Annotated in this window: 15 protein-coding genes; 4 read left to right on the top strand and 11 right to left on the bottom strand. The window is 55.5% G+C overall.

Annotation, left to right across the window (positions count from 1 at the left end):
• The 3 genes from JBO43_RS14955 to JBO43_RS14945 form a co-directional block, all read left to right on the top strand.
• The coding region (locus JBO43_RS14955; protein WP_331251898.1) for an RHS repeat domain-containing protein at positions 1 to 816 on the top strand (816 nt) is incomplete at its 5' end.
• Between the two features lie 12 nt (positions 817 to 828).
• Positions 829 to 1,041: a hypothetical protein gene (locus JBO43_RS14950; protein ID WP_202674618.1), complete on the top strand. Its 213-nt coding sequence runs from the start codon at positions 829 to 831 to the stop codon at positions 1,039 to 1,041.
• A gap of 613 nt (positions 1,042 to 1,654) precedes the next feature.
• On the top strand, positions 1,655 to 2,137 hold the full coding sequence (locus JBO43_RS14945) for an SDR family oxidoreductase (RefSeq protein WP_237730065.1): 483 nt from the start codon (positions 1,655 to 1,657) through the stop codon (positions 2,135 to 2,137).
• A 9-nt stretch (positions 2,138 to 2,146) separates the two neighbouring features.
• Here the strand turns inward: JBO43_RS14945 and JBO43_RS14940 are convergent, their stop codons facing one another.
• A complete protein-coding gene (locus JBO43_RS14940) occupies positions 2,147 to 2,986 on the bottom strand; it encodes an alpha/beta fold hydrolase (protein WP_103948901.1) in 840 nt (279 codons plus the stop codon).
• A 189-nt stretch (positions 2,987 to 3,175) separates the two neighbouring features.
• On the opposite strand from JBO43_RS14940, the gene JBO43_RS14935 reads away from it, so the two are divergent.
• Positions 3,176 to 6,205: an autotransporter family protein gene (locus JBO43_RS14935; protein ID WP_202674617.1), complete on the top strand. Its 3,030-nt coding sequence runs from the start codon at positions 3,176 to 3,178 to the stop codon at positions 6,203 to 6,205.
• Between the two features lie 47 nt (positions 6,206 to 6,252).
• On the opposite strand, the gene JBO43_RS14930 is transcribed toward JBO43_RS14935, so the two are convergent.
• The 10 genes from JBO43_RS14930 to JBO43_RS14885 form a co-directional block, all read right to left on the bottom strand.
• Positions 6,253 to 6,879 (bottom strand): DUF1109 domain-containing protein, encoded by a 627-nt coding sequence (locus tag JBO43_RS14930; protein WP_202674616.1) that lies wholly within the window; start codon positions 6,877 to 6,879, stop codon positions 6,253 to 6,255.
• Positions 6,866 to 7,426 carry a sigma-70 family RNA polymerase sigma factor gene (locus JBO43_RS14925; RefSeq protein WP_202674623.1) on the bottom strand — a complete coding sequence of 187 codons (561 nt, stop codon included), beginning with the start codon at positions 7,424 to 7,426 and terminating at the stop codon, positions 6,866 to 6,868. The genes JBO43_RS14930 and JBO43_RS14925 overlap by 14 nt, the downstream gene beginning before the upstream one ends.
• 20 nt (positions 7,427 to 7,446) lie before the next feature.
• The gene (locus JBO43_RS14920) at positions 7,447 to 8,679 is read right to left on the bottom strand and encodes a protein-disulfide reductase DsbD family protein (RefSeq protein ID WP_202674615.1); all 1,233 of its coding nucleotides are present in this window, start codon (positions 8,677 to 8,679) and stop codon (positions 7,447 to 7,449) included.
• A gap of 31 nt (positions 8,680 to 8,710) precedes the next feature.
• Positions 8,711 to 9,262 (bottom strand): peroxiredoxin, encoded by a 552-nt coding sequence (locus JBO43_RS14915; protein WP_202674614.1) that lies wholly within the window; start codon positions 9,260 to 9,262, stop codon positions 8,711 to 8,713.
• A 138-nt stretch (positions 9,263 to 9,400) separates the two neighbouring features.
• Entirely contained in the window at positions 9,401 to 11,266 is a 1,866-nt protein-coding gene (gene gss, locus JBO43_RS14910) for a bifunctional glutathionylspermidine amidase/synthase (RefSeq protein ID WP_103948132.1), read from the bottom strand.
• Positions 11,267 to 11,529: 263 nt separating this feature from the next.
• Positions 11,530 to 12,504, bottom strand: a complete 975-nt coding sequence (locus tag JBO43_RS14905) for an ABC transporter ATP-binding protein (RefSeq protein WP_202674613.1) — start codon at positions 12,502 to 12,504, stop codon at positions 11,530 to 11,532.
• Entirely contained in the window at positions 12,501 to 13,478 is a 978-nt protein-coding gene (locus tag JBO43_RS14900) for an ABC transporter ATP-binding protein (RefSeq protein WP_202674612.1), read from the bottom strand. The genes JBO43_RS14905 and JBO43_RS14900 overlap by 4 nt, the downstream gene beginning before the upstream one ends.
• Positions 13,471 to 14,316 carry an ABC transporter permease gene (locus JBO43_RS14895; protein ID WP_103948130.1) on the bottom strand — a complete coding sequence of 282 codons (846 nt, stop codon included), beginning with the start codon at positions 14,314 to 14,316 and terminating at the stop codon, positions 13,471 to 13,473. The genes JBO43_RS14900 and JBO43_RS14895 overlap by 8 nt, the downstream gene beginning before the upstream one ends.
• Before the next feature lie 6 nt (positions 14,317 to 14,322).
• Positions 14,323 to 15,276 (bottom strand): ABC transporter permease, encoded by a 954-nt coding sequence (locus JBO43_RS14890; protein WP_095283355.1) that lies wholly within the window; start codon positions 15,274 to 15,276, stop codon positions 14,323 to 14,325.
• 54 nt (positions 15,277 to 15,330) lie between these two features.
• Positions 15,331 to 16,920 (bottom strand): ABC transporter substrate-binding protein, encoded by a 1,590-nt coding sequence (locus tag JBO43_RS14885; RefSeq protein ID WP_202674611.1) that lies wholly within the window; start codon positions 16,918 to 16,920, stop codon positions 15,331 to 15,333.
• Position 16,921: the final 1 nt, after the last annotated feature.

Below are 16,921 nucleotides of genomic sequence, written 5' to 3'. Positions count from 1 at the left end.
AGAAGCCAGCTCACGGGCATCGAAACCCCGGAAGGGGAACGCTGGGAGTATAAATACGACCCGTTTGGTCGGCGCATCAGCAAGCGCTGCACCAGTCACGACAAACCGGGGATGGATTTTCACTGGAATGGCGACCAGTTAACGGAAGAAATCCCGGTCGTTGCTGACGGTCAGCCGGACCACGAAAACGCCATTCGCTGGATATATGAACACGGTAGTTTTACGCCAATTGCCCGTTACGAAAAGGGGCAACTGCACTATGCGGTCACGGATATCACCGGGCGCATTCAGGAGCTTCTGACCGAAGACGGCACGATAGTCTGGCAGGGACGACAGAAGCTGTGGGGCCAGGAAGACGGCGTCAATAAAGACGACGCACCTGTCTGCCGGTTACGCTTTCCGGGGCAGTACGAGGACGAAGAATCCGGATTGCACTACAACCGTTTTCGGTACTATGATGCGGAGACGGGGCAGTATCTGAGTCCGGACCCTATAGGGCTTTCAGGGGGAATAAACCCTTATGGCTATGTGGTAAACCCTCTTAGATGGGTCGATCCGTTGGGGTTAGCTTGCTGCCCAGGTAAAGCATCTTCTCCTGGTAATATGCAAAAACAAGTCGAGCGAGGACAAGCCCCTAGAGATGTTATTCGCGTAGATAAAGGCCATATTCCGGGACAGGAACCACATATCCATTATAAAGATGGAACTTCATCCAACCAGAGTGGAGGAGTTCATGATGCACATAAGGGAACGCCTAATCCGATTAAGAAAACTAAGGATTGGCTACAAGATCACGGATGGACACCACCAAAATAAGAGCAGGATCCGATGAAAATATATGGTTATGAATCTGAAGGCAGCGACTTAATATCACTAAGTGAAATCACGCTGCAATTATCCTTGGAAGAACTGAAAGATTTTGTTTTATTTTTGGAAAGAACTTCAAGCTTGATGGAAAAACATGGTGATGATTTTGGACATGAGCATCTTAATGATTTCTATGATAGAAACGGCAAGCCAGATATAATAATTACAAAATGAATAATTCTTAGCCGGGGTTATTAATATCTCCCCGGCTTTTTTATTATTACCAACCCACTAAGCATCCAGCGCTTTCATCCCCTTAACTACCTGCTTAACCTGCAAAGTTCAGCCCGCAGTGCCTGCTCTTCGCTGCTGTCGACGATAATGCTCAGGCATCCCTCGGATGTTTTCACCTTCATTCCTGTCACGGTATCAAACCCGTGTTTTTCAGCGTTCGACTCGGATGACATTAATAGCAGCGTCGAAAAAATCAGCCGTCCGGACGGTGCGCGCGAACTGATGTGTCAGAACAGAGAGAAGCTACCTGAGTAGTTCACTGATGGAGAGGAGAAAATCACCCGTTACGAATACGATGCCTTGGCTCTGCTGACCGCCCTTATCCGCCCGGAGGGCGCACCGAGTACGGCTACGATGAACAACGTGATTACGTCACACGGCGTACCACCGGCGGTATCACCGAGCGCTTCACCCGTGGGTTAATGGGCGAACTGAAACCTGGCAGCTTAACGAGCACGCACCGCTCACATTTGAGCACGATCTGCGCGGCCAGGAAATATCCCGTTGCAGTGACGCCGGGTTTTACCAGCAACACGGCTACACACCGGCCGGCATGCTGGCAAGGCAGAGCGACTGGGAGCATAACTTCAATCTTAATTTACGCTCGCACTGGTCTCTGGCGAAATGCGCCCGTCCGGCATTATTTAAAAGTCGCGGGACCATTATTATCATCACCTCCAACCATGCATTTTCTACCATGCACGGCTGCGCGCCTTACAATATCAGCAAGCGCGCTTTGCTTTCCCTCGTTCAGAGTCTGACGATTGAATGGGGTCCAGAAATTCGTACCGTCGGCATCGCGCCTGGATTTATTGACACCCTCGGTAATCAGGCGTGGTTTGATTCCCACCCCGACGCGCAAATCGCCCGCGACCGCACCATCAAAAAGCATCCCGTCGGGCGTATCGGTCGACCTGATGAAGTCGGCGAATTATGCCTGTTCCTGGCCAGCGATAAGGCGGGCTTTATTGCGGGGACCACCATCGTAATGGACGGCGGTCGCAGCGCGATCATGCAGGATGAAGAAGATCTCTGAGGCATTTCATTAACAGGCTGGCACACCTTGCGCCAGCCATTGCGGCCAGATGGCGGCCCAGTCTGAACCATGCCCCATGCCGCTCACCCCGGCCGTGCGAGCACAGTTCCCGCCGACCGCCTGTACAAAGCGGCGGGCGACGTCGGAGGGAACCGTTTTGTCCGCGTCGCCACTAAGATGCAGCTGCGGGATATGGCGTAGCGCCGCTGCGTTATCGATGGCATTCAATGCACCCGGCATCGCGCTCACGTGATGCAATGCATTCACATAAGCGACATCCAGATTCCCCGCCACGGTGCGTAGCGAGCGCACGTCCTTTCGCCGTTCCGCCAGCAGCGCCGCGATATTTCCGCCGCCCGAATATCCCGTTAAATCAAGCTGAACGCCTGGATAGCGCGCCACAAACCGATCAATCGCCTCGTTCATTGCTTCGAGTACTTCCGCTGAAAACCGATCTTCCGTCCACCAGCGCACGCTGCAATCGGCGGGTAACGCAGGCCCGACGAACTGGCAAGGCCGGGCAAGATACAGCACGTTTGCGCGGGTATCGGTGGCGGCCAGCGTCAATCCCACCGGATTGTGCGGTGTAGGATCGTCCGAGGGCCGCGTACGGCTTTGCCAGGCAAAACCATCTCCTTCGATATAGACATGCAGTGACGTTGCCGGGGGCGTGATTCGGCTCCAGGTGACGATTAAAAATGAGGAGGTCTGCACATTCTCTCTGGTAAGACCTGATTGTTTTGCAATTTGGCTGGCAACGCTTTGGCGATCGACAGAAGTACAGCCTGCGAATAAAAAAGATAAATTAATCAATAAGGCTGCAACCAATATATTCCGCCTGACCTGCATATCAATGAATCGCCTTAAGTAAAATTAATAACAACACAAATTTTAGGTATTTATTTCGCCTGTAAATAATTAAGCAAACCTTATTGTTTTTTGCAACAAATTGTATATTCTGCGCCCGAACAATATCGGATTAATCCGAAGTTTATCCATCTGCAATTGACAACTATCGCAACTTTGTGACGGCACACCATGAGAAAAAAATATCTTAGCAAGCTGATTTCTTTGCTGGTAGCTTCGACAGCGGCGCAGGGGCTGCTGACCACCCATTCTATCGCAGCAGCAGACGTTATCATCGACGCCCCCATGTCTGACCTTCAGGTTCTGGGTTCGAATGATGTTATTCACGTCACCGACACAGGCTCTCTCAACGGCGCGCCGACCACCGCATTAACCCTTAACCCAGGGGCCTCGATCAACACCTTCATTAACGACGGTGTGCTCACTGATAATAACCTTCTTAATCTGCCCTCCAACCTGAACATTGTTCAAATTAACGGTACAGTGGGTACCTTTGAAAACAACGGAACCATTCAAAGCATTACTCAATACCACTATGGCAGTATTGTCGAGCTGGGTTCACCGGCCGTGGTGGATAATTTTATTAACCGCGGCACGATTCAAAATTCGCTGAACAATCTGAATATCGGTATGGATAATACCGGCTCCGTCGAAAATAACGGCCATATTCTTAATCTGACAAATACCGAAACCGGAACCATTACCGGTTATCGCGGTATTAATAACCTCGGCACCATTGATAGCTTAACCAATGCGGGCGTGATTACCGCCGCGAATAATAATTTCATGCCGATGCCGGGGCAAAACGGGGCGATTTATAACCGCGGATTAATTGGCACCTTGCATAATACCGGCACGCTCCAGACCGGCACCCTTAACTATTTCGGCAGCGCCGGAGTCATCAACTGGGGCACCATCAACACCCTCATTAATGACGATTTGATCAGCGGCAGCGCAGATGCGATCACCAACTACGGTAACATCGGCACCATTGAAAATAATGGCCGCATCGCCGCGATCAACAACGGTATTTTCGCCAACAGCTCCGACGGCAACATCATCAGCGAAATCGTCAACAACGGCGAAATCACCGGCGGGTATTATGGGATTTATCTTTCCAGCTACAGCAACCTGAATCCAGCCACGCAAATCATCAACAACGGTATCCTGAACGGCGGCAATTCTGCCCTGTATATCTATACGGATACCAACGCCAGCGCGGAAGTCACCCTGACCAACAGTGGCCTGGTGAAGGGCGATATTTACTCCCAAAGCACCACGCCGCTCACTATCAACGGCGGCACGACCACCACGGGAACCCTGACCGGCCAGAACGGGACAGGCACCATCACCAGCCAGCGCTCAGACGTCATCTTTGGTACCGGTTCGCTGGTGCTGAACGACAACGTGAATGCGGCGACCGTGCAGAACCGTGGCGCGTCGTTGCAGGTGAACTCGGACATTACGATTACCGGGGATTACCACCAGAAAGCCGCCGCGGCGCTGATCTCTGGCATCTCCGACCTGGCGAGCCAAAACGGAATTGTAACGGCCGATACCGGCTATGGCCGCCTGAACGTCAGCGGCAATGCCACCATTGACGCGGGTTCCAGCGTCAATCTGCTGCGCACAGGTGCCACTTATCAGTTCGCTGAAGGCCAGCGTTATGTGGTGATCACTGCCGCCGGCGCAGGCACTGACTACCACGCGGATCAGCTGAACTATGAAGCAGTAGGCTATCGCGGTGCGGTGAGTGGTTCAGTCTACGAAGACGGTGCGAACAAGGCGCTGGTGCTCACCGTCGGTGCAGAGCCGGTTGTCGTTCCCCCGGTAGTGACGCCTCCAGTTGTGACACCACCGGTCGTCACACCGCCAGTTGTCACTCCTCCGGTTGTTACACCACCGGTCGTCACACCGCCAGTTGTCACTCCTCCGGTTGTGACGCCGCCGGTCGTCACACCACCTGTTGTCACGCCACCTGTTGTGACTCCACCAGTTGTTACACCGCCAGTTGTTACGCCTCCGGTTGTCACGCCGCCGACTCAGCCAACGCCGAAACCAGGGCTGGCGACCATCCCGAGCGCCACCGCCGCACTGGGCGGTCTGGCGAGCTATACCGGTATTTCGTCGCCACAACTGCTGGATCTGTATAACGCCTCGTTAGCGATTCAGGGTAAAGACGAAGCCAACCGCGCTGGCGAGAAACTGTCGCCAGGTCAGAACCTCAACACCAGTTCAGCGGCAGCAGTCGCAACGTCTACCGCACAAGCGGTGGTCGGCGCGCACATTGATGCCGTGCGTAATCCGCACACCTCTGGCACCAGCGGCGTGGCAACCGGTGATGACTATGCCAGCAACTGGATCGTCTGGGGACAGCCGTTTGGCGGGTATGCGCGTCAGGACAGCAGCGCAGACATCAGCGGTTACACGGCGAAATTTGGCGGCCTGATTCTGGGTGCTGACCGTTCTCTGGGTGACGACTGGCGTCTGGGTGCAGCCGTGAACTACAGCAACACTTCTGTCCACGGTAAAGGCAACCTGAGCGGCAATACTTCTACCGCCGACAACTACGGCATCATCGGTTACGCCGGGTACACGGGCGATCCGTGGTATCTCAATCTTTCTGCCGGTGTGAACCGTCAGAACTACAGCTCTGTACGTCGCGCTGACTTTACCGGCTTCTCCGGCGCTGCGCAGGGCAAATTCAACGGCCAGTCTGTGACGCTGCAAACGGAGTTTGGCTATCCAGTGAAACTGCCAGCCGACGTGGTAGTTACGCCGCTCGCCAGCCTGACCTACGGTTATCAGCACGTTGATGACTATAAAGAAACCGGCGGAAACGGCATGGCGCTGGATGTGGGCAGCACCCACTCCCAGTCGGTGGTGAGCGACATCGGTGCCCGCATTGAGAAGACCTTTGCAACCGGCCTTGGCAACCTGACGCCTTTCGCACAAGTCTCCTGGATTCATCAGTACGATAACCGCCAGGTGAGCAGCCATGCGACGTACGCCGCCGACGCCGTCGGTGAAACCAGCTTTATCACCAAGGGTGCAGCGCCTGTGGAAGATATGGCGGGTGTCGCCATCGGCAGCACGCTGTACGATGCGAACGAACTGAGCCTCGATGCGCGTTACGATTTGCAGGCAGGCGAGCGCTATCAGGCGCACACTTTCAGCCTGCGTCTGCGTAAAATGTTCTAATTATTACGTTTGAGAAACGGGGCCGAGTCTGGCCCCGTTTTTTTATTCTAACGAATCACCACCCACCGCCACCCCAGAGCCACCGTAGCGGCCACAATAGTGATGAACGCCGCAACGTGCATAACAAAATCCAGCGGATGCACCTCGACCGGATGGCAGAACGACAATAGCGTCAGCGCCATACAGGCCACGCCGGCTCCTGCTGTCACCAGACTTTGTAGGGGATGTAAACTGCGGGTACGGCGCAAATAGCCAATGACCAGCAGCATCATTGGCGCGCTGACGGTCATCATAAAAGTGTAGCAACTCACGTCATCGCGATGGCTGATAAGCGTTGTCTGACCAAGACTCGCCAGCACACATCCCAGCCATAAAATCAGCAGCGGCAAAAACCATTTCCAGCTCAAAGGGCGTCGTCCGGCGATGCTGATTAAAAATGCGTTACGAACCGCCAGAATGCCCATCACAAACGTCAGCAGCAGTTGAAACGACGCCAGAAGCGCTCCGGCCTGGCTCCAGTCCGTCACTGCGCGTTGCACCAACAAACTGCTCAGCCACCCGCACGGCAGCGCCATCAGCGTCCACGCCAGCACGCGCCAGCCGTCGGGCCACGGGCGTGTGACCGGATGCGCCTGCTGGCTAAGTTTTTCGATTAACACGTCATGATTGGTCATGGTTCGCTCCCATCCGGCGAAGATTGGTGATGGCTCGATGAAGCAGCGATTTCACCGCCGAAATCGTCAAATTATGACGGCTCGCGGCCTGCGCAAGCGTCATTTCCTGCAGGTGAATCTGTTCCACAATTTGCCGCTGGCGCACAGGCAGTTTGTCGAGGATTTGCGTCAGTTGTTCCTGAATGTCCTGATGCTCCGAACTGTCCTCAACCGCGATGGCGGATAACGCCTCTTCAGCATCCGTTTCCCGGCGCTGGTTGCGCCCGCGATGGCGCAGGGCATCAATTGCTCTGGCCTGAGTAATCGCCATAAGCCACGGCAAAAATGGACAGCCCGGATCGTAGGTATGACGCACCCGATGCACCGTCAACAGCACATCCTGGACGACATCCTCCACCAGCACCGAATCGGACACCTGACGGCGGGCGATCGTACGAATAGCCGGGACGATCGCCCGCAAAAGCTGCGTATAGGCGTGACGATCGCCAGCCTGAGCTTTTATCATCAACTCAGGCCATTCCTCACGCCGGGCAAACCCGTTATCCATATTCCGCCATGACATTTACCTCATGCTTTTTTATCGGCGGCCTGATTCAGGGCATTCACCACAATCGACGGTGTCAGCACCTGCGGAAGCACCTTCGGCGCGCTCCCGTCCGCCGGATAGACCACATACAGCGGCAATCCGCCCTGCCCGAACGTATTCATCGCATCATCAATGTCAGCGTTAAATTTGGTGGAATCGGCCACCATATACACCGCACCGGTGCGCGCCATCGCCTCTTTCACCGCCTGCGTCGACAGCGATGTGCGATCGTTCACCTGACAGGTGATGCACCAGGACGCAGTGAAGTTCACAAAGATAGCTTTGCCATGACCGCGCATTTCTGCCACGTTCTGCGGCGACCATTTTACCGGTGCGACGTTTTCAGCGACGACGTTAGTGGACTGCGCCGTTCCGGTGGAAATTGCCCGCGGTAACGGCGCGATAGCCACGACAAAAAACACCACCGTGATTGCCAATAGCACTTTGTACGACTGACCGAGATAGTGTCTGCGCTGGGCGATACCGTACAGCCAGGCGGCAAAACTCACCACCACCGCACTCGCCAGCATCACCGCCAGCGCCGTTGTTCCGGCCTGCTGCGCCAGCACCCACACCAGCCAGGCAAACGCGCCCAGCATCGGGAAAGCCAGCCCACGTTTGAGGACATCCATCCACGCACCGGGGCGCGGCAGTCGACGGGCAATCGCCGGGAACAGCGAGACGAGGGTAAAGGGTGCGGCAAAACCGAGTGCCAGCGCGAAGAATATTGCCAGTGAAACGGCAGGCGGCTGGACCAGCGCATAGCCCACAGCGCCCGCCATAAACGGCGCAGAGCACGGCGTAGCGACCACAATAGCCAGCGCCCCTGTTAACGCCGAACGGACAAACGCCCCGCGCCCGACGGAAATTTCCCCAGCGCGTTGCAAAGACAGCCCGACTTCAAACACGCCGAGCAGATTGAGCGCCGCCCCGAGCACGATCAGCGCCAGCACCGCAATCACCAGCGGCGACTGAAGCTGGAATCCCCAGCCTACGGCGGTTCCCCCGGCACGCAGCGCCAGCAAAACTGCCGCCAGCGCCATCATGGTAAAAATCACCCCGAGCAAAAACCCGAACCCTTCGGTCCGTGCACTAGCAGCATCGCCCTGATGGCGCATAATCCCCAGCGCCTTCAGGGAAATAACCGGAAAAACGCAGGGCATAAAATTCAGGATCACGCCGCCCAGAAAGGCGGCAAACATGGCGGTTAACATAGCGAACCTCGAAGGCGAAAATCGGCGTTAATTACGAATGCGATTTCGCATAAAGCTTTACGGCATCCATCGTTTTCTGGATGTGTGCGTCCGGGTTACGATCCGTATAGCTCAACAGGATTTTGCCGTCCGGGGCGATAACGAACGAGGTACGATCCGAGAGCGTTTTACCGTTCACCTTCATCAGGGTTTCATATTCGGTCGCCACTTTTGCCCCCGGATCGGCCGCTACGGCAAACTTATCGCGACACTCCAGCTTCGAGAATTCATCCACCTGATCGACATTCCCGGCGGTCACCCCCACCACCGTCGCGCCCAGTTTTTTGAAATCATCCGTCGCTTCGGCAAATGCGTGAGCTTCCAGGGTGCAGCCTTTAGTAAACGCCGCCGGGAAGAAATAGAGTACCACCGGCCCTTTTTGCAGCGCCTGCTGGAGGGTAAAGGTCAGCGGCTTCCCGCCCAGCGCGCCCTGAAGGGTAAAATCGGGCGCTTTGGCTCCGGCTTCGAGTGCGGCCTGGGTGTTCATGGAAAACAGAGAAAGCGTCAGTACGACTGCGGCAGAAGCGAGTTTCAAACTTTTCATGGTCAACTCCATCAGGGAAAGTGGGCTATCTGAATAATAGTTCGTCCGCGAAGGAGCAAAAGTTTCGCCCGCCCATAAAAAAACATCCGCAAGGGCGACTTGCGGATGTTCAGTTGCAGCGTCAATGCGATGAAAGCGCTATTTATCCTTCTCGACGATCAGCGGTTCGATATCGCTCTCTTTCTTGATGACCAACGAATCATCCCCGCGCAGACAGGTCCCGCCATAGTTGCCGCCGACGGTAAAAGTACACACCTGAATGTACTTCCCGTCCACTTTTGGCAAGCACCACAGCTGCTGATAGATATTTTTGCGATCGATAAATTTGCCGCTGGATTTATCCAGCAGCTCTTCTTCAGCGCTGATCAGATCGATATTGCTGCCACAACGACCGGCAATAGGTTTCACCGCGTAACCGGTTTTGCTCAGCAGTTCGTTGACCTCGAAATCCGTATCCAGCAGGTAACGATGGTTAGGGAACAGCTGCCACAGCACCGGAAGAATCGCTTTGTTACCGGGGATAACCGTCCACAGCGGTTCGAAGACCAGCACTTCCGGGCGCAGCAGAACGTCAATTAAACGCACCTCTTTCTGCGGATGACCGGTGCGAATCGGCACGGCGGCGTATTCGGTTTCGCTAACTTCACGCACCTGCTCGATGGCCGTTTCCCACGCCCAGGTTTTCCACACGCAGTTCACGTGGCGGCCTTCATCGTCGATCAGTTGCCCCGCCGTATCCCAGCTCAGCGCTTCCAGCCCGTGCAGAATTTTGGTCTCAAAGCCCGCCTGCATCAGGGAACGTTGAATAAACAACGCGTGGTAATCCTCTTCGATATCATTGTCTTGCATGATATGCACAAACGGACGCGCGTTGCTGTGTTTCCACGCTCCGGTGAGTTCTTCGAGCAGCCCTTCCGCCGGGTTGTGCCCGGTTCCGCGATAGCCGTTTTTCACCCACTCTTCGAGGATTAAGCCCCCTTCCGTATGACATGAGGCCGAATCAGCGTTGTATTCGTACACTTTCAGCCCGCGTTCATCCATACAAAAATCCATACGACCAGTGATCATATGGTGACGACGCCACTGCCAGGACAGACGCAGGCGCGGCCAGAGGATTTTCGGAATGTCGAAAAGCGCGAGTAAATTGTCGTCTTTCAGCACTTTGTCGGTGGCGTGGAGATACATCAGATGCAGCTCGTTGGTGGCTTTGATCAGCTCCTGCTCGGCGCTTTCGGTGATCGTGAAATACTGGCAGGGATCTTTGTTGATCACATGACCGTTGGCGCGAACGTACGCCTGCTGGAGCGCATCGTTTTCGTTGAGCCATTTGCCATCGAACTGGCGTTTGTTGGGCAGACGCGCCCCGCTGATTTTCAGCTGTTCGCCGCCAATTTCCGGCTGCGGCAGGCTGTGTTCGGTATCGTCGGTCTGGATCATCCAGCCCAGAATCGTGGTATCCGTGAAGGTGTCATGCAGGGTGTAGCAGCCCTTTTCGACCGACAGGCGCAGCTCGCGCGTCCATTGCTGGCCGACGGGCAGCGGCGAGTGGATCACGTTTTGCTCGGCAATACGCACTTTATCGCCCATCAATTGGGTGATAACCGCCACGTGGCCAGTCTCATGAAACTCACCGCCCTTTTGCCAGATCAGCAATGACCCGGCTTCTGGCGCGCGTTGTGACCCATTGGCAAAGGCCTGAAGCGGCAGGATGGTGTCGTTTACCACGGCGCGCAGGAAGCGCAGGGAGAAAATCTCCCACGCCATACCGACGTCGGTAAAGACCATGCCGTAGTTGAGGAACAAAAAGCGGCGCGCGAACTCGACGCACTGCCATTTGTGGCCCATGTATTCGTTAGCAACATAGCTGCGAAAATCCGCGTCCTCGGGATAATGCCGCGGGTCCAGACTGCTGTAATTCGAAGAGTAAATGGCCACGCCACCCGGCGCATAACCTAACAACGTCCCAAACGGAGCGTCACTGCTTAACTTTCCATTTTTACGCATGAATCCAACCTAAAAAGGCAGGCGGCAAGAGGATGAAGGTTGTCGTCTGCACGTTGATAATAATCAGACAGAAGTGGATTTATCATACACCTGATAACGAGGAAATTCACAGCGTAGGCCCTGGTCATTGTAGGCCGGGCAAGCGTTAGCGCCGCCCGGCTTTCAGGCCGCAACGCCGCTTTTGCCGGGTGGCGGCTGCGCCTTACCCGGCCTACTTGTTCTGTGCGCTCTTTGTGCCGGGTGGCGGCTTCGCCTTACCCGGCCTACAAATCCAACCAACACGCTGCGAAATGTCCGGGCGAGATCTCCTGCATCGCAGGTTCTTGCGCCTGACAAACGGGCATCGCGTGCGGGCAGCGACTGCAAAACTTACAGCCAGGAAGCGTTGACGTTGGGCCAGGGATCTCCCCGCGCAGGGTTGCCTGATCCAGGTGCCGAATGCGCGGATCGGGCAGCGGTACGGCGGCCAGCAGTGCGCGGGTATAAGGATGCGCCGGATGGGAATACAGTTCGCCCGCCGGGGCCACTTCCACCAGTTTGCCGAGATACATCACTCCGATACGACTGGAGATATGGCGCACCATCGACAGATCGTGGGCGATAAACAGATAGGTCAGCCCCAGCTCCTGCTGCAGATCCTGCAAAATGTTCACCACCTGGGCCTGCACCGAGACGTCCAGCGCCGAGAGCGGCTCATCGCACAGCACAAATTCCGGTCGCACCGACAATGCACGCGCAATGCTGATGCGCTGGCGTTGGCCGCCGCTAAACTCATGGGGAAAACGTTGCAGATGTTCCTGTTTAAGCCCCACTTTATAGAGCAGCGTTTCAGTACGCTCCCGTTGCTCCTCACGGCTGTAACCGTGGATCTGCATCGGCTCGGCCACCAGTTGCTGTACCGTCATCCCCGGATTGAGCGACGAATACGGGTCCTGGAAAATAGCCTGCATTCTTTTACGCAGCGGTTTCAGCTGTTTCTCACTCATCTGGGCAATATCTTGCCCGTCAAAGTGAATCTCACCGGAGGTGATATCAAACAGGCGCAGCATCGCGCGTCCCAGCGTCGATTTACCACAACCGGATTCGCCGACCAGGCCAAAGGTTTCACCGCGCTGAATATCAAAACTCACGCCATCAACCGCTTTCACCGCCACGCCTTTACGCAGCAGTCCTCCCTGAGCGTGATAGTGCTTGTGCAGTTCACGCACGCTCACTAACGGCCTGTTTTGCTCGCTCATACCTGAACCTCCTTATCAGCCCATAACCAGCAGGCCGCGCGGTGGCCCTCTCCGATGGAATAAAATGCCGGTTGGCGATCACACTGCGGCATCCGTTTTGGACAGCGCTCGGCAAACGGGCAGCCCGGCGGCGGATTGAGCAAACCCGGCGGCGTACCTTCGATGGGTGACAGACGTTGGTTCGCCTCGTCCGGGCGCGGGAGTGATGCCAACAATCCTTGGGTATACGGATGCGCCGGGCGGTAAAAAATATCCTCCACGCTGCCCTCCTCCATCACCAATCCGCCGTACATCACCACCACCCGACTGCACACCTGCGCCACCACGCCGAGATCGTGAGTGATCAGCAGAATGGCGGTCTGCGTTTGCTGTTGCAGGCTTTTCAACAGACGCAAAATTTGCGCCTGAATGGTCACGTCCAGCGCGGTCGTGGGTTCGTCGGCAATCAGCAGTTTCGGGTTACAGGAGAGCGCGATAGCAATCATCACGCGCTGGCGCATCCCGCCGCTAAACTCGTGTGGATACTGATCGTAACGGCGCTCCGCTTCGGCAATACCGACTTTTTCGAGCATGGCGATCGCCGACGCCTTCGCCGCCTTTTTAGACAGGCCTTTATTGCGCACCAGGATCTCCGCCATCTGCTTGCCGATGGTCACCACCGGATTCAGCGCGGTCATCGGGTCCTGGAAAATCATCGCAATCTCGTTCCCGCGAATTTTGCGCATTTGCTCAGGCGTTTTGCGCGCCAGATCGTCATTCTGGAAACGAATGCTGCCACCGGAGATATGTCCGTTGCTGCCGAGCAGTTGAATAATCGATTTGCAGGTGACGCTTTTCCCGCACCCGGATTCCCCGACGATGCCGACAAGTTCTCCCGCTTGCACATGAAAGCTCACGCCGCGCACTGCCTGCACATCACCGTCGCGGGTGTGAAATGAAGTTTGCAGGTTCTCGAGTTCTAATAAGTTATTCATCGCGGTTCGCTCCCGGCTCAAAGGCGGTGCGGAAGACATCGCCGAGCACGTTAAAACTGAACACCGTCAGCAAAATCAAAATGCCGGGGAACATCGCCAGCCAGGAGGCTTCGCCAATGTATGACTGGGCGTTGTTGAGCATACTTCCCCACGACGCCGCTGGCGCTTGCACGCCCAGACCGAGAAAACTGAGCGTCGATTCCATCAAAATGGCCGAGGCAATATTGAGCGTGGCGGCGACGATAACGGTCGGCAACACACCGGGAATGATGTGGCGCACGATGATCCGCAGCGGATGTTCGCCCGACGCGCGGGCATAGAGAACATACTCGCGCTCTTTGACGGTGAGCGTTTCAGCACGCACCAGTCGGGACATACTCATCCAGGTCAACAGACTGATAATCAGGATGATATTATCCACGCCTGGCTTCAGATAGGCGTTGACCACCAGCAGCAGGAAAAATGCCGGAATGGCCATCAGAATATCGACGGCGCGCATCATCAGGTTATCCAGCCAGCCGCCAAAATAGCCGCTGATGGTGCCCACGATCGTGCCAATCAGGGTGGAGAAAATCATCGCCAGAAAGCCGACCATCAGCGAGATCTGCCCGCCGTACAGGGCGCGTGTGAAGTAATCCCGCCCATATTCATCGGTGCCAAACCAGTGCGCGGCGTCAGGCGGTAAGGTACGCGCCCCGAGCGACATCTGATCGGGATCGTAAGGGCTCAGCCCCGCGCACAGCGCAGCGGCGATAAAAATAAACAGGACCAATAAAGAGAACTGCGCCGGACGATTGCGGCGCAGCTGGTGACGAACTTGTTGCCAGCGTCTGCTCATCCGGGGCTACCTCAGTGTACGAATGCGGGGATCGGCGAAGCGATAAAGCAGATCGGCGATCAGGTTACCGACGATCAGCATCATCGACGACAGCATGATGATCGCCATGATCAGCGGATAATCCAGGGAGGTGATCGACTGGATCCCAAGCAGCCCCATGCCCGGCCACGAGAAGACGCTTTCAGTCACGTAAGCTCCAACCACCAGCTCGCCAAACGACAGACCAAACAGGGTGATCACCGGCAGCAGCACGTTTTTCAGCACATGCCGGAACAGGATACTGGTGCGTGTGGCACCGTATGCGAGCTGAGTTTGTACATAGTCAGCGGACAGTTGGGAAATGGTGTTCGAGCGGATATAGCGCACGTAGCTGGAGAGGTTATAGAAGGTCAGCGCAATACATGGCAGCACGCCGTGACGCACCACGTCCAGCCAGTTGTCATCCATGCCGATGGTGCGCATCCCCATGCTCGGAAACCAGTTAAGCTGCACGGCAAAAACGGTGATGAGCAGAATACCGAACCAGAAAATTGGCACAGAAATGCCAATATAGGCGAACAGGTTCAGGATGTGATCCAGCCAGCGGTGCTTGAATGCTCCAGCCAACAGGCCCAGCGGGATCGCCAGCACAATCGCCATCAGCAGAGACGCGCCCATCAGCCCGAGCGTGGCCGGAATGCGCTCGCCGATCATCTCCAGCACCGGACGGTGGTAAATCAGCGAATAGCCCAGATCGCCCTGCAACACGTTTTTCAGCCATAGAACGTATTGCGTCACCAGTGGCTTATCCAGCCCCATGCTCTGGCGGATACGCTCGATATCTTCTGGCGCCATCCTCGGTGTGATATACGCCGCCACCGGATCGCCGGGTGCGAGTTTAACCAGCAAAAACGCCACCAGCGAAATAAAGAACAGCATCGGCAGCAATTGCAGCAACCGACGCGTCAGTAATGTATTCACGACTTGCCCTTACGTATAGACAAAAAGCCCCGGTCAACTGACCGGGGCAACAGCTTATTTTTGATAGATTTTGGAAAGATCCTGGAACATATAAACCGGTTTAGGTTCTGCTTCCTGGGTGCCTCCGAAGCGTTTATCCACTGCCACCGTCGCGTTGGTGTAAGAGATCGGGTAGTAGGTCATGTCGTTCGCCACGGTCTGCTGAATTTGCTTGTAGATGTCAGCACGTTTCGCAGGGTCGGTTTCTACCGCACCTTTGTCCCACAGGGCGTCGAACTGCGGATTTTTATAGTGCGCATAGTTATAGGCTTCGTTGCTCATGAACAGCGATTTGTAGCCATCCGGCTCGGCGCCCATGATGTAACCGCCCAGATTCAGCTCCCACGCGGTGTTGTTCATATCCAGGCTGCGCTGGGACATGGCGTTGGAATCCAGCGGCATCAGTTCGACGTTCACGCCGATGCCTTTTAGCTGCTGCTGAATATAGAGCGCCATGCTCTCCTGAGTTTTGTTGGTGTTCACATAAGCCAGACGCAGCTTGAGATCGGCGGGTGCGCCTGACGCTTTCAGCAGATCTTTGGCTTTTTGCTGATCGAATTTGTACTGCTCAACGTCGTTAGTCTGATACAGCGTGTCCGGAGTCAGGAACGAGGTGGCCGGTTTGGCGTAATCCAGCGAGGTGAACGCGGTTTGCGTCAACTCGTCTTTGTTGATGGCATACGCAATCGCCTGACGCAGCTCTTTGCTCTTCATGACTGGCACGTTCTGGTTGAAGGTCATGTACGCCAGACGGCCTTCCGGGTAGACCACAAAATCAAACTTGCCGGTGTTTTTCAGGCGGCTGACGTCCTGTGGGTCGACCATCTTCAGATTGATTTCGCCGTTTTGCAGGGCGAGGTTCGCCGAGTTGCTGTCTTTGGCAAAACGATAGGTCACGGAATCGAGCTTCGCTTTGCCGTTCCAGTAATCGTCAAAGCGGGTCAGGGAATAATATTGCCCGGCGCGATACTCTTTAAACTTGAACGGACCGGAACCGACCGGCGCATCGTTTTTGGTGCTCTTTTCCAGATCGTCTTCTTTCGCGAACACATGTTCAGGAATCGGGTAGATCTGCACCAGGGTTCCAGCAAATGCCGCGCTGACCTGCGGTAATGTGAATTTAACGGTGCGATCGTCAACCTTACTGACTTCTACTGGCTTACCGCCGTAAGTGAACATGCTGCGGAAGAAGCTGTGCTGTTTAGCTTCAAGGAGTTTATTGAAGGTGAAAACCATGTCTTCGGCGGTCAGCGGCTGCCCGTCCTGCCATTTCAGATTTGGTTTTAAGGTCAGGGTGTAGCTGAGATTATCGGCGGACGGCGTCAGGCTTTCGGCAAGACCCCATTCGATTTTGCCGTCGTTAAAACTGTAGAGCGGAGCGTAAAGCGCCTGCATGATAGTCAGCGTGGTGCGGTCGCTGGCGTACAGCGGATTCACGGCCAGTGGATCGCCGGAGGTAATACCGATAATCAGCGAACCACCGTCTTTTGGCGCATCGCTTTTTGCCGCTGGCGCGTTCGCCGTTTCATTCTTTTTAGCATCATCACAGCCCGCTGCGGCCAACGCTAAGGACACCAGAACAGCTGATAACAGTAGCTTGCGCATA

Origin of the sequence: Lelliottia jeotgali, assembly GCF_016771845.1 — a bacterium.
In the GTDB taxonomy this organism is placed as follows: domain Bacteria; phylum Pseudomonadota; class Gammaproteobacteria; order Enterobacterales; family Enterobacteriaceae; genus Enterobacter; species Enterobacter jeotgali.
The sequence above is the reverse complement of the archived record's forward strand: the minus strand, read 5'-3'. Positions and strand labels throughout refer to the sequence as shown.

Bases quoted from the DNA above. Each gene is read 5' to 3' on its own strand.
- JBO43_RS14940 (WP_103948901.1), bottom strand. From the start codon at position 2,986: ATGCAGGTCAGGCGGAATATATTGGTTGCAGCCTTATTGATTAATTTA.
- JBO43_RS14915 (WP_202674614.1), bottom strand. From the start codon at position 9,262: ATGAAAAGTTTGAAACTCGCTTCTGCCGCAGTCGTACTGACGCTTTCT.
- JBO43_RS14885 (WP_202674611.1), bottom strand. From the start codon at position 16,920: ATGCGCAAGCTACTGTTATCAGCTGTTCTGGTGTCCTTAGCGTTGGCC.
- JBO43_RS14930 (WP_202674616.1), bottom strand. From the start codon at position 6,879: ATGACCAATCATGACGTGTTAATCGAAAAACTTAGCCAGCAGGCGCAT.
- gss (WP_103948132.1), bottom strand. From the start codon at position 11,266: ATGCGTAAAAATGGAAAGTTAAGCAGTGACGCTCCGTTTGGGACGTTG.
- JBO43_RS14945 (WP_237730065.1), top strand. From the start codon at position 1,655: ATGCTGGCAAGGCAGAGCGACTGGGAGCATAACTTCAATCTTAATTTA.
- JBO43_RS14895 (WP_103948130.1), bottom strand. From the start codon at position 14,316: ATGAGCAGACGCTGGCAACAAGTTCGTCACCAGCTGCGCCGCAATCGT.
- JBO43_RS14935 (WP_202674617.1), top strand. From the start codon at position 3,176: ATGAGAAAAAAATATCTTAGCAAGCTGATTTCTTTGCTGGTAGCTTCG.
- JBO43_RS14900 (WP_202674612.1), bottom strand. From the start codon at position 13,478: ATGAATAACTTATTAGAACTCGAGAACCTGCAAACTTCATTTCACACC.
- JBO43_RS14950 (WP_202674618.1), top strand. From the start codon at position 829: ATGAAAATATATGGTTATGAATCTGAAGGCAGCGACTTAATATCACTA.
- JBO43_RS14905 (WP_202674613.1), bottom strand. From the start codon at position 12,504: ATGAGCGAGCAAAACAGGCCGTTAGTGAGCGTGCGTGAACTGCACAAG.
- JBO43_RS14920 (WP_202674615.1), bottom strand. From the start codon at position 8,679: ATGTTAACCGCCATGTTTGCCGCCTTTCTGGGCGGCGTGATCCTGAAT.
- JBO43_RS14925 (WP_202674623.1), bottom strand. From the start codon at position 7,426: ATGGATAACGGGTTTGCCCGGCGTGAGGAATGGCCTGAGTTGATGATA.